15 protein-coding genes, 1 tRNA gene and 1 pseudogene are annotated in these 12,188 nt (G+C 39.7%); 14 read left to right on the top strand and 3 right to left on the bottom strand.

Annotated elements, in window-relative coordinates:
- Positions 1-199 precede the first annotated feature (199 nt).
- Positions 200-274 (top strand) — tRNA-Val (locus VB083_RS05555).
- A gap of 25 nt (positions 275-299) precedes the next feature.
- Here VB083_RS05555 and VB083_RS05550 read toward each other — a convergent pair.
- Positions 300-1,355 carry a serine hydrolase domain-containing protein gene (locus VB083_RS05550; protein WP_213690778.1) on the bottom strand — a complete coding sequence of 352 codons (1,056 nt, stop codon included), beginning with the start codon at positions 1,353-1,355 and terminating at the stop codon, positions 300-302.
- Between the two features lie 136 nt (positions 1,356-1,491).
- Between VB083_RS05550 and acpS the strand changes: the two genes are divergently transcribed.
- From acpS to VB083_RS05485, 13 genes are all read left to right on the top strand, one after another.
- Entirely contained in the window at positions 1,492-1,875 is a 384-nt protein-coding gene (gene acpS / locus VB083_RS05545) for a holo-ACP synthase (protein ID WP_213690777.1), read from the top strand.
- Positions 1,859-3,388 (top strand): NAD(P)H-hydrate dehydratase, encoded by a 1,530-nt coding sequence (locus VB083_RS05540; RefSeq protein WP_213701861.1) that lies wholly within the window; start codon positions 1,859-1,861, stop codon positions 3,386-3,388. Before acpS ends, VB083_RS05540 begins: the two co-directional genes overlap by 17 nt.
- Positions 3,369-3,596 carry a hypothetical protein gene (locus tag VB083_RS05535; RefSeq protein WP_323401848.1) on the top strand — a complete coding sequence of 76 codons (228 nt, stop codon included), beginning with the start codon at positions 3,369-3,371 and terminating at the stop codon, positions 3,594-3,596. Before VB083_RS05540 ends, VB083_RS05535 begins: the two co-directional genes overlap by 20 nt.
- A gap of 19 nt (positions 3,597-3,615) precedes the next feature.
- Positions 3,616-4,083 (top strand): tRNA (adenosine(37)-N6)-threonylcarbamoyltransferase complex ATPase subunit type 1 TsaE, encoded by a 468-nt coding sequence (tsaE, locus tag VB083_RS05530; RefSeq protein ID WP_213701862.1) that lies wholly within the window; start codon positions 3,616-3,618, stop codon positions 4,081-4,083.
- Positions 4,080-4,784 (top strand): tRNA (adenosine(37)-N6)-threonylcarbamoyltransferase complex dimerization subunit type 1 TsaB, encoded by a 705-nt coding sequence (tsaB, locus tag VB083_RS05525; RefSeq protein WP_213690773.1) that lies wholly within the window; start codon positions 4,080-4,082, stop codon positions 4,782-4,784. The genes tsaE and tsaB overlap by 4 nt, the downstream gene beginning before the upstream one ends.
- 204 nt (positions 4,785-4,988) lie before the next feature.
- On the top strand, positions 4,989-5,198 hold the full coding sequence (locus VB083_RS05520) for a 4Fe-4S dicluster domain-containing protein (protein ID WP_213690787.1): 210 nt from the start codon (positions 4,989-4,991) through the stop codon (positions 5,196-5,198).
- Entirely contained in the window at positions 5,191-6,324 is a 1,134-nt protein-coding gene (locus VB083_RS05515; RefSeq protein WP_213690772.1) for a 2-oxoacid:acceptor oxidoreductase subunit alpha, read from the top strand. The genes VB083_RS05520 and VB083_RS05515 overlap by 8 nt, the downstream gene beginning before the upstream one ends.
- Position 6,325: 1 nt before the next feature.
- Positions 6,326-7,153, top strand: coding sequence for a 2-oxoacid:ferredoxin oxidoreductase subunit beta (locus tag VB083_RS05510; RefSeq protein ID WP_213690771.1), 828 nt, complete (start codon positions 6,326-6,328; stop codon positions 7,151-7,153).
- On the top strand, positions 7,146-7,706 hold the full coding sequence (locus VB083_RS05505; protein WP_307879454.1) for a 2-oxoacid:acceptor oxidoreductase family protein: 561 nt from the start codon (positions 7,146-7,148) through the stop codon (positions 7,704-7,706). The genes VB083_RS05510 and VB083_RS05505 overlap by 8 nt, the downstream gene beginning before the upstream one ends.
- 136 nt (positions 7,707-7,842) lie before the next feature.
- On the top strand, positions 7,843-8,193 hold the full coding sequence (locus VB083_RS05500; protein WP_213690770.1) for a P-II family nitrogen regulator: 351 nt from the start codon (positions 7,843-7,845) through the stop codon (positions 8,191-8,193).
- Between the two features lie 61 nt (positions 8,194-8,254).
- Entirely contained in the window at positions 8,255-9,430 is a 1,176-nt protein-coding gene (locus tag VB083_RS05495; protein ID WP_307879453.1) for a cation:proton antiporter, read from the top strand.
- A gap of 66 nt (positions 9,431-9,496) precedes the next feature.
- The gene (gene rlmD, locus VB083_RS05490; protein WP_213690768.1) at positions 9,497-10,864 is read left to right on the top strand and encodes a 23S rRNA (uracil(1939)-C(5))-methyltransferase RlmD; all 1,368 of its coding nucleotides are present in this window, start codon (positions 9,497-9,499) and stop codon (positions 10,862-10,864) included.
- A 338-nt stretch (positions 10,865-11,202) separates the two neighbouring features.
- Positions 11,203-11,415, top strand: coding sequence for a helix-turn-helix domain-containing protein (locus VB083_RS05485; protein WP_046058007.1), 213 nt, complete (start codon positions 11,203-11,205; stop codon positions 11,413-11,415).
- 52 nt (positions 11,416-11,467) lie between these two features.
- On the opposite strand, the gene VB083_RS05480 is transcribed toward VB083_RS05485, so the two are convergent.
- Both VB083_RS05480 and VB083_RS05475 read right to left on the bottom strand, forming a co-directional pair.
- Complete coding sequence (locus VB083_RS05480; RefSeq protein WP_213690767.1) at positions 11,468-11,869, bottom strand: hypothetical protein; 402 nt, start codon at positions 11,867-11,869, stop codon at positions 11,468-11,470.
- Positions 11,870-11,914: 45 nt separating this feature from the next.
- Positions 11,915-12,188 (bottom strand): annotated as a pseudogene (locus VB083_RS05475) (integrase); the annotation flags it as partial.

Genomic DNA, 12,188 nt, shown 5'->3' with positions numbered 1-12,188 from the left:
TGATGTCATGGCGGGTTTACCTCCTATATCCTTTATTTTGGTTGTTTGAGCAACACCAGTATAAAGGAGAGGTGCCCGCCTTTTTCATTATCTCTTTCACTTTACCTAAGTAAACGGAACGAAACTCTGGCCCATCTACATTTTAGCTCTTTTATGTTATTGACATTTCAGGCCAAGACCTGTAGAATACCGTTTCGTCGGGTGGTTAGTTCAGGGGAAGAACGCTTCCTTGACGCGGAAGAGGTCAGAGGTTCGAATCCTCTACCACCCACCATTTTAGAGAAATTAAGCCGTCTTCGTTAGAGGACGGCTTTTTTCGTTGCCTGTATGATTCCTATCATTGTTTGAAAAGCTACATTCGGTTTTGCCTGCTGGTTTATTGTTCCTGTAATATACAGTTGCTCTTTGGGGATATAAAAAGCTACTGCGCCCGTAGACCCACAATGTCCTATCATTACAGAAGCAGGATGGAAGGGAGAAAAAATACGGGGTAGAGAAAATTTTTCTATTCCTACACCATAGTAAAAGGGGAAAAATATTTTATTCCATTTTTCTAATTCATAAAGGTGTTCTTTGGGATAAAAATAGCCGTCGAAAAATGCTTTTAAAAACGCCATTTGGTCTCTTGCTGTAGAAATAATGTCGTTTTGTGTAGAGTTAAGAAACATGGGGATGTGCATTATTTTAGATTTATATCGGATAGGAATAAATTTCTCACTTATACCTTCTTCGTATACCTTGGTTTGAGAGAGGCCTAATTCGCGAAATAAAGTTTTTAAAACGATACGTATAGGTTCCCCTGTAATATTTTCTATAATGAGCCCTAGAATTTGATGATTTGTATCTGTGTATTTTGCTCGGTTTTTTTCTCCAGGTGGGAAATGTGGTTTCATCCCTTTTACTTTTTTTATGACTTTATTAATAGGCCACTGTTGGTCAATTCCTGCTTCAATTTCTTCCATGAATTTCTTCCCATCGCTTTGCTTGTCAATTAAGTAACAAGGAAGTCCTGATGTTTGAGACATAAGATGAGCAATAGAAAGGGTATAAGAATACTCCTTCCCTCTGTAAACATGTAAGCCTTGAAGAATTTCATCGGAGAGATATTTCGAAATTTTATCGTTTAAATTCAAAGTCTTTGTTGTAGCGAGTTTTAGAATAATGGAGGATATAAAGAGCTTATTAATGCTCGCAATAAAATATGGGCTGTCTTCGTGCATATTTCCAGAGGCACTTATTAAATCAACACTTTTATCAGCAGATGATACGTAAAAAACAGCTCCGTAAATATATTTTTTTTCAACGGCTCGGTGCACTAATTGGTCTAGTGTTGATTGAGAAAGGATCTGTCTCATCGTTTCTTCCCTCCTCATGCAGCATATTTAGTTTCTTTTCCCCTAAATTGTATCCTATCACAAAAGATTTCTGTGCCAATTAGGTGTTTTTTAAAATAGCGTGGTATAAAAGAAGCAAGAGAAGGGGAGGGCTTTTATGATCAAGGGAATCGGTGTTGACCTTTGTCGAATATCTCGAATGGAGAAATTACTTTATAACGAGCATCTTTTAAAGCGCGTTTTTCATCAGGCTGAGTATGACTATGCCATGTCTAAAGCGAACCCTGCACGTCATCTTGCGGCATCTTTTGCGGCACGAGAGGCTTTTGCTAAAGCTACAGGTCTTGATTTTTTTAAAGTTATCTTTAAAGGATTTTGGCTTCAGCGCACGTCATCCGCTCCTGTGCCATGTTTTTCGCCTGTAATAGAGCAATGGGTTGAAGAACAAAATGTAACGGTACATATTAGTCTTTCTCATGATGGTGACTATGCTATCGCCTTTGTTATTGTGGAGGTGGTTTCAGGTGAAATATCTATATGATCCAAATGTAATTCGGAAAGCAGATATTCTTTCTATAGAAAATTTAAAAATACCAGGAATAGTTCTCATGGAAAATGCAGGATTGGAAGCTGCAATTTCTGCACATCGCTTTTTTCCACGTGCCAAAAAATTTCTTGTTCTTGCCGGTCCTGGAAATAACGGCGGGGATGGCTATGTTATAGCTAGGCATCTTGTGCGTTGGGGGTTTTCTCCAACAGTTATTTTAACGGCACCTCCAGAAAAGATTAAAGGTGATGCGCGAACTAATTTAGATATATTAGCGCAACTCAATGTTCCTATGCGCTGCTCAGATACAATGACAGGCGAAGAGATTACATTGGCTATATCTGAAAATGATGTAATTCTTGATTGTCTTCTAGGAACGGGGAGTAGAGGAAATCCCAGAGGAGAAATTGCACGAATCATAACGTTGTTAGAGGATAAGGAAAATATTATTGCGATTGATATTCCAAGCGGCATTAATGCTGAGACAGGAGAGATTTATTCTCCTTGTGTATCGGCTTCTCTTACCATTACTATGCTTGCCATGAAGACGGGGCTGGGAGTAATGCCAGCAGCGGCACATACGGGCTATGTCGATGTTGTATCGATAGGAGTTCCTCCTTCTTCTGTTCTTCCCCCAAAGGCGAATCTTAGCATCTGGGAAGAAAAAGATAGCATTGATCTTTTGCCGAAACGGAAATGCACCCTTCATAAGGGTGGTAGGGGAACACTTCTTATAGTGGGTGGAAGTCGTCATTACAGAGGAGCACCTTTGCTTTCTGCGGTAGGGGCCCTTAAGAGCGGTTGTGGTATTGTCATTGTCGCAAGTAGTAACGAAGTGTGCAATGAGGGGACTTCTTTTGTTCCAGAAGCCGTTTTTACACCTTTGGCTCATGAAAATTTCGAAGAACTTCTTTGCTGGGCAGATCGAGGAACAGCTGCTGTCGTTGGCCCTGGGCTGGGGCGCGATCGTTGGAGTGGCGCTTTGATAGAATATATGTGGAATAATTGGCCTCATCCTCTTCTTGTAGATGGAGACGGATTGTTTTGGCTAGCAGAATTGAGGACATCACTCAAAAAAAGAGATGATGTTCTTTTAACTCCTCATGAAGGTGAAGCTGCAAGGCTTCTTGAAATTTCTTCCAAAGATATAGCTTCTTCGCGTCTTTACGCAGCAAGACAACTTGCTAATGAATGGGGAACAGTTATCTTAAAAGGGTACGGAACTGTTATTTGTACAGAATGTCAGTCTATTGTTGTTCAAGAAGGAGGCCCCGAACTTTCCATACCTGGATCTGGAGACGTTCTCTCTGGAATTGTGGGAACCTTTTTAGCTCAACATTTTTCGCCTCTTTATGCTGCTTCTTTAGGGGCCTGGGTACATGGAAGAGCAGGTCGCAATCTTGCTCAAAAACAAGGTATTGATGGATTGTTGTCTCGTGAAATAGCAATGGAAATTCCTTCAATCCTTCATGGCTTGAGAGGCGGACATGAGAAGACGAAAAGTTGATTGGGAAGATGAGAAAAGGAAAACCGAAAAAGCGCGTATGCGGGGATTACACATGACGTTTATTGCCTTTCTTATGGCAGCTTTCTGGATGCTGGGAATGAAGCAGCTCCATAAAGATTGGCCTGTGGGCTCTGCGTTGTTAGTTATGGGGTCATTAATAGCGGGAACACTTATCCTTTTTTATGTTATAGGGAAAAGCAAAAAATAGAAAGAAAGAGGCGGACAAGGTGGAAATAACGACAGCATCCCCTGAAGAGACGAAACAAGTTGGTATATACATGTCGGACCATGTTTATCCGGGGTTAAGTATTCTTCTTTATGGGAATCTAGGCGCAGGTAAAACTATGCTTGTACGAGGGCTTGGAGAAGGATTGGGGGCCAGGGGAGTACGAAGTCCATCCTTTACTCTTATCAACGAATATAACGGGCGACTTCCTCTTGCTCATGTTGATTTATATCGTCTTGAAAAGGGAGAAGAATATGACCTTGGTCTAAGTGAGTATCTTGATGATGGTTTTGTCATGGTCATAGAATGGCCAGATCGATTAAATGTCCTTCCCCCAGAAGATACGTGGATATTATTCTTTGATAGGGTAAGTGAAAATGTTCGACGGATATCTTTTGAAGCTAAAGGGGAAAAGGCCTGCCAGAAATTGCATGCTTTATATAAAGAGCTAGAGGAGTCAAAATCATGAGCCAAATTATATTAGGAATAGATTGTTGCACTCGATGGACAAATCTTGGGCTTGCCGTAGATGGCGTAATTTTGTCAGAGATGAATTTGAATATAGGAAGACAGCAGGCTTCAAAACTACCGGAACTTGTTGAGCATATGCTCACTATGCAAAATATAGTTTTAGAAGATATTTCTGCTGTTGCTCTTACTGTTGGTCCTGGTTATTTTACTGGTGTTAGAGTAGGCATTGCTTACGGTTGTGCATTAGCAAAGGGATTAGATATCCCGGTTATTCCTCTTTCTACCCTTGAAGTAATGGCATATTCTGCTTCAAAATTTGGAATCACAGCAGTTCCTTTGGTTTGGGCTGGTCGCGGTGGTGTTTATGCTGCGGCATATTGTGGAGAAGACGACGGCTTGCAGAAAGAACTTATTCATCCTTCCTTTTTCGAAATAGATGATATTCGGGGTGAAATTAGCAGGTTACATAACGAACAGGATAATAATGTTTGTTGCCTTTGTGATGATGTGAAAAGAATTGCAGAACTTTTTTCTGAAACGCCGGAATATCCACTTGTTCATTGCATTGTTTCAGGAGGAATTCTTGCTTACTTAGGAACTCAATATAAAGCTAGAGAAGTGTCTCCAGAACAAGTAAGGCCACTTTACTTAAGAGATCCAGATTTCGGGACGTTTCAAAAGAATATTAAAAATAAGTAATTGATCTTTTAAGCGACTTATATAAATCGCTTAAAAGATCAATAGTTTTTATCTTTTTTACCATAAAAATAAAAAAAGATAAAAAAGAGAAAAACAAATAAGAGCTTGAATAAAAAAACCGAAAACAGTATGCTTGGCATACTGGGTTTTTCAAAAAACAACTATTTGTTTTTTAATTCCCTATCTCTTTGGGAGGTGGCGGCTTTGCCCAAAAAACACGAAGTAATAATTAATAGGGCATGGTGCAAAGGATGTGGATTGTGCATTAATATATGCCCCAAAAAAGTTTTAGGTTTTAATGAGCAGCGCAAAGCTCAAGTTGAAAGAATTGAAGATTGTATTGGTTGTAGGCAGTGTGAAAATACTTGCCCAGATTTTGCAGTAACTGTAAAGGAGGGAAAAGAGGATGCCTGAGGTTCGTTTTTGGCAAGGAAATGAGGCGTTAGCGTATGGAGCTCTCGCTGCTGGTTGCCGCTTTTTTGCTGGTTATCCTATTACCCCTTCCTCGGAAATAGCAGAAATTATGGCTACAGAGTTGCCTCGTCTTAATGGCCGTTTTATCCAGATGGAAGACGAAATTGCAGGAATGGCGGCAATTATTGGGGCTTCTATCGCAGGGAAAAAAGCTTTAACGGCAACATCAGGTCCGGGATTCTCTTTGAAACAGGAAAACTTAGGACTTGCTTATATGGCAGAAATTCCTGTAGTCATTGTTGATGTTATGAGAGGTGGCCCTTCAACGGGAGTTCCTACAAAAATAAGCCAGCAGGATGTTATGCAGGCTCGCTGGGGAACTCATGGAGATCACGCTACTATTTGTTATTCTCCATGTTCCGTTCAGGAATGCTTTGAGTTAGCAATCAGAGCTTTCAATGCTGCTGAACGTTTTAGACAGCCGGTTCTCATCATGAGCGATGAAGTATTAGGCCATATGAGAGAGAAAATTGTTCTTCCTGAAGTTGGTTCGTATCCTATAGTGAATAGAAAACGTCCAGTCGATGTACCTGAAAAATTTGTTCCCTATCGTCCAGATCCTCAGGATGATCTGCCGTGCATGGCTTCTTTCGGTGATGGTTATACATGGCATGTAACGGGATTAACGCATAACGATTGGGGTTTCCCAACGAATAATTCAGACGAAATAGAGAATAAAATGCTTCGTTTGATGAGGAAAGTCGATCGCTTCAGAGATGATATCGTAGAGTATGAAACTGAAAATGTTGATGATGCTGATGTTATCGTCGTCTCTTATGGAAGTGTGGCCAGATCAAGTCTTAGAGCAGTTCGAGAGGCTCGTAGCAGAGGGCTTCACGTAGGCTATTTCAGACCGATCACTCTTTGGCCCTTCCCTGATAAAGAAATTGAGCGTCTTGCTCGAAAAGCAAAAACAATTCTTGTTCCTGAGTTAAATTGTGGGCAGATGGTTCTTGAAGTAGAAAGAGCCGTTCATGGAAAAGCTAAAGTTGTACCTCAGAACTTGGTAAATGGCGAGCTCTTCCAACCTTCAGACATTCTCTCTGCTATAGAGGAGGTGGCCTAAGATGCCAAGTCAGGAAGTAATGAGTTGGTTACGAACACGGTTTTTCCCTCACATTTGGTGTCCTGGATGTGGCCATGGAATCATTATGCATGCGCTGCTTCGTGCGCTTGTGGATCTTGATAAAAAGAAAAGCCAGACTGTCATAGCTTCTGGAATAGGCTGTTCTAGTCGTATGCCTGGATATATTGATGCTTGCACCGTACACACAACCCACGGTCGTTCGCTTGCATATGCAACAGGTATTAAATTAGCTAATCCTTCTCTTACCGTTGTCGATGTTATGGGTGATGGAGATTGTTCAGCTATTGGAGGAAACCATTTCATTCATGCTTGCCGACGAAATATTGACATTACAGCTATAGTCATGAACAACAATATTTATGGTATGACTGGTGGGCAGGCTTCTCCGACGACACCCCAAGGTGCTCTAGCAACAACGACTCCTTACGGAGCAATAGATCCTCCTTTTGACATTTGTCGTTTAGCAGAAGGTGCTGGAGCTTCTTATGTAGCTCGTGCCACAATTGCAAATCCAAAGTTAGCTGAGCAGTATATTGTTAACGGTATAAAGAAAAAAGGATTTTCGGTTATAGAAATTGTATCAAGTTGTCATACACAGTTTGGTCGAAGAAATAAACGGAGAACACCAATTGATAATATTAACTTCTTTAAAGAGAACAGCGTATCTCTTGTGAAGGCAAAGAATATGTCGCCCGAAGAGCTTGTTGGGAAGATTGTCACTGGTGAATTTGTCAATAAGGATGTTCCTGAATATACAGAGCAGTACCTTTCTCTTATTGAACGAGTAAGGGGGAAGGATCATGAGTAGGTATGAAATTCGATTTGCTGGTTCTGGCGGACAAGGAATTATTTTGGCTGCGGTAATAGCTGGAGAAGCAGCTGCTCTTCATGAGGAAAAACTTTATGTTGTGCAGACCCAGTCTTATGGTCCAGAAGCGAGAGGCGGTAAGTCTAAAGCAGAAGTTGTAATATCCACAGAGCCGATAGATTATCCTAAAGTTACACGACCTAACCTTCAGGTTATTTTGACGCAGCAGGCATGTGAAGAATTTTCTTCTGATACGCTTCCTGGAGGGAGAATCATTCTTGACGATACTTTTGTTACTGATTTTCCACAGGTCGATGCTTATATATATCACTTGCCTATTTTGCGTACGGCACGCGAAAAGCTGGGCAGAGAACTTGTAACAAATATGGTGGCCCTTGGTGCTGTGGCTCGTGTGCTTGAACTTGAGAATGTAGTGCATCCAGAATCTGTTAAAAAAGCCATTCTTGAGAAGGTACCGGCAGGTACTAAAGAATTGAACTCTCAAGCCTTTGATGAAGGCTACCAGATGTTCAAAAACAGCTTACATTTGTAAATAACACACCCCTCGATAGAAGCAGAATAGCTTGGTTTCCGAGCAGAAAGGCCGGCTGACTTGTTAAAGTCAAGTCGGCTTTTCATTTATAGTGTATGATGTATGAAATAATATAACACTGTAAGGAGTGTGTGCCATGCAGATGCTAGTTATAGTCCTTAATAAGGTTGATAAGGTGGAAAGTCTTTTTAAAGAATTTCTTGATATTGGAGTGCAGGGTGGAACTATTATTGATAGTAAGGGGATGGCTCGTGTTCTTCATGAAGAGGTGGATAAAATTCCGCTTTTTGGTTCTATAAAAATGTTGATTAATGACCAATATCCATATAATAAAACGATCTTTGTTGTATTAGACGACGAACAGGTTCAACCAGCAATAGACGCAGTTAAAAGAGTTGTAGAGGATCTTTCAAAACCAGATGTTGGTATTTTATTTACAATTCCAGTAACTCACGTCGAGGGACTTGTTCCTCGCTCCCCCAAGTAAATTTCCAGATTTAGAGTAGTAATTCAATAAAAAATATATATCTAAGGAGAGTCGATTCTTCGTGCATGTCTTGTACTATATTGCCATAGTCATATTGGCAGGAATCCTCATGTCCAAAATTGTGAGAAAAATGAAACTGCCAAATGTGACTGGCTATATATTGGCAGGAATCATAATAGGTCCTTCTGTAGGGAGATTAATGCCTAAAGATGTTGTTTCCTCTCTTTCTATTGTTTCCGAAGTTGCACTTGGTTTTATAGCCTATAGTATAGGCAGTGAATTTAATTTGAAACATGTTAGAAAGTTAGGACTATCTGTCGTTGGAATTACTTTAATGGAGTCGCTCGGAGCAGTTTTGTTTGTTTCTGCTTCAATGTTTTTCATTTTTAAACAGACGCTCCATTTTAGCTTGGTTTTAGGTTCTATTGCTGCAGCTACTGCCCCTGCAGCAACTATTCTTGTTATAAGACAATATAAAGCCAAAGGCCCTTTAGTTGATACCCTTCTTCCTGTCGTTGCCATGGATGATGCGGTGGCTATTCTTACGTTCGGAATCTCTGTTGCCTTTGCGGAAGCGTTAATACAAACGGGTAGTGTCGTGTCGCTTGTTTCAGTGGTTGGGCGAATCTTACGTGAAGTAAGCCTCTCCTTACTTTTAGGGCTATGTATAGGCCTTTTCCTATCTTTTGCTTCTGGCCGAGTTAAGGGGGAAGACGCTCTTCTCTGTGTAACGATAGCGTCCATTTTTTTAGGTATAGGATTAGCGACTACATTTTCTCTTTCTTCTCTTTTTGTTTCTATGATGATTGGAGCCACTGTCTCTAATGTCGTCTATGCTCGAGATAGAGTTCTTTCTGTTGTTGATCGTTTTACACCTCCGATCTTTGTCGCGTTTTTTACATTATCTGGAGCAGATTTACAGCTTTCAATGTTACGAAAAGTTGGTGTTTTGGGGATAGGATATATTGTTTTTCGCGTTATAGGAAAAGTATTGGGAGCATACGTTGGGGCGCGAATAGCCCGAACGCCTGAAAAGGTTCAAAAATATTTAGGTTTTACCCTCATCCCTCAAGCTGGAGTTGCTATAGGTTTATCACTTCTGGCAGAAGAAGCGCTTCCTGGAATGGGAAGTGAATTGCGCAACATTATATTGGGGTCTACTGTAGTTTATGAACTTTTGGGACCAATTATTGCTAAGCAGGCACTGAAGAAGGCTGGGGAGATTTCAACCTCTTAGGTTTGTTTGTTCTATAAAGAGCCTATGATAATATGAGTGAAACTCTTGGGGAAGGATGACCTTTTTTTGAAAGAAAGCGTATGTCTTAAGATTGATACTTTAAGTAGTGATGGAAGTGGTATTGCAAGGCGTGAAGGGGATGGCTTTGTCTTCTTTGTTCCTGGAGCGTTGCCAGGGGAAGAAGTTGAAGCAAGAGTTATTTTAAAAAAGAAACATTACGCCGTTACCGAACTTCAAAATATTTTGAAACCACATTCTCAGAGAACATCTCCACGTTGTCCATGGTACGGGGAGTGCGGAGGGTGTCAGCTACAACATTGTTCTTATTCAATGCAACTTGAACTAAAAACTCAGATTGTAAAAGAAGCGTTTTCTCGTATTGCCCATATCTCGGTGGAAGATGTTATTTCTTCTTGTATTCCAAGTCCCAAAGAGTGGGGATATCGTAATAAGGCTTCTTTTCCTGTTCGAAAGAACAGCTCAGGAAAGAACGAAGTAGGATTTTTTAAACGAAGAAGTCATTCCCTGATTCCTATAGACGCTTGCCCTATTTTAGAGCCAGCTTTAAACCAAATGTATGGCCGTTTTGTACATTCCTTACAAAAATTGAATATAGATGGGTATAACGAAAAGAAGCATTCAGGTATTTTACGTCATATTATTTTTAGGTGCGGCAGCTTTTCTCGTGAACTTCTTGCTTGTTACGTTGTTCGGAAACATTTGTCTGATTCCGAAATCAAGAGGATTTCTCAATTGTGGCAAAATTTTGTAGTACCTGATGCAACGTTTGTTGGCGTTATAGAAAATGAAAATGCAAAAGTAGGAAACACTATTTTAGGACAAAACTCTCGAATCCTTTATGGGCAGGGAGAGCTTAAAGAAATTTTGAATTCTCGAGAAATTCATTATGATGGAACAGCTTTTTTCCAAGTAAACAGTTATCAAGCTGCACAGCTTTTTGCATTCTGCTCAGATTGTTTAGAAAAAGAAGAAGAAAATGAAGCTTTGGAGCTTTATTCAGGTGTTGGGGCAATGTCACTTTTTTTAGCTCCAAAATTCAAGAGATTAACTACGATTGAGGAATGGCCAAGTGCTGTGGAGGCTACAAAGAAGAATGCTGCATTAAATAAATTTTCTAATATTATTGCCTACGAGGGTAAAGCTGAAGATATCGTTTCGAATTTAAAACAAAACTTTAACACTGTAATCCTTGATCCTCCACGAAGTGGCTGTGACCCTAAAGTTATTCAGCAGATTTTAGAATGGAAACCAGAGAAGGTCCTTTACGTAGCCTGTAACCCCGCGACGTTGGCAAGGGATGTTGCTCTGCTTCATTCCGGCGGTTATAAATTGGAAAAGCTTCAACCCTTTGACATGTTTCCGCAGACCGTTCACGTGGAGTGTGTTGTCTTGATGTCAAGTGTAGAGAAATAGGATTACTCAAAACATTAATAAATAAAGGATTTTCAAGATTGGAGGATTTTCTGCCCAACATCTGGCGGCGCCTTTTAACCTTGAGAATCCTTATTTTTATTTATTGAGGAAACATATCGACTGTAAAAAAGTGAGTTGGGTTGAGTTGACAGATTAGATTTTTTACTAGGGTTGAGGAGACAGGATAGATATATAAACAACTAGGCATTAAATGTACAAGACTCTATTTTGACTTTTACAAAAATCATTCGAGAAATCAAAATTAATATTTAAAACTCGAAATAATTGTGATATAATTAATAGTCGTATGACTTTACCATGTAAACGAGAGGTGCAAAATGGGAGTTAACTATAAAAAACTCTGGAAGAGACTGATAGATGAAGAGTTATGTGTATCGGATTTGCATCTTGCCACTGGCATTGCCCCTAGTACTTTTTCTAAGATGCGTAAAAATGAATACGTTTCTCTTGATGTACTAGTGCGCATTTGTAATGAGTTAAATTGCCAGTTGAGTGAGATTGTTGAGGTTGAACTCGACAATCGGTCATAAGTACTACTAACAAAATATAAAGCAGAGGAAATGAGTTATGGCTGATTCTATATTATATAATGAAGACTGTATACGTTCTATGAAGCGCCCCAACCATAGTTAATGTTGTTAAGAAAGCAACAGAAGGGACAACTCCAACACCTGCATCAACAAGTGTGCCTACAAGAGGAAATGCTATAAAAGCCGGAATGAGAGTAATTGTTCCAAATATTGCAGATGCGACAGTAGCGATAAAAATATTTTGATTTTCAACATATACGGCAATTTGTTCAGGTGGAAGTAATGCCAAAACAAGACCTATTAGTAAAATAATTGACAATATACTAAAAATCATATTTTTGCCCATACCAAATGCCATTTTTAGTGCCATTTTTGTTTTTTCTTTGTTTTTTGACAGAGAAAAAATAAGAAAAATAATTGTTCCTATCCAGATTGCTATAGTGAATATATCCATTTAAAATCCCCCTTTGTTATTTGATAATCGAATTATAATTGTTTTTTATATACTATAATAGACACCAATGTTTCTTTTTGATATAATATAAAAAAAGGGGGCATAGTATGAAATGTAAGGGGCCATAGTTTGCTTCCTGATAACGTGATAAAGTGAATGGCGGGAATCCCAGTCCGTATGATTGGCTCCCGCCAATTCAAAGATAAATGGGCTCACCCTGTCCAATAGTAGTGGCGGAATGGAAGTTGCGGCTTTTGAACTGGCTAAAGAGAGCTCGTATATTTTTTCTTTTGGTGTTTTTCCGTCCATTTCTCTTCCT

The sequence above is a fragment of the Aminobacterium sp. genome (genome assembly GCF_034926885.1).
In the GTDB taxonomy this organism is placed as follows: Bacteria; Synergistota; Synergistia; order Synergistales; family Aminobacteriaceae; genus Aminobacterium.
This window is presented reverse-complemented; position numbering and strand designations above follow the sequence as displayed.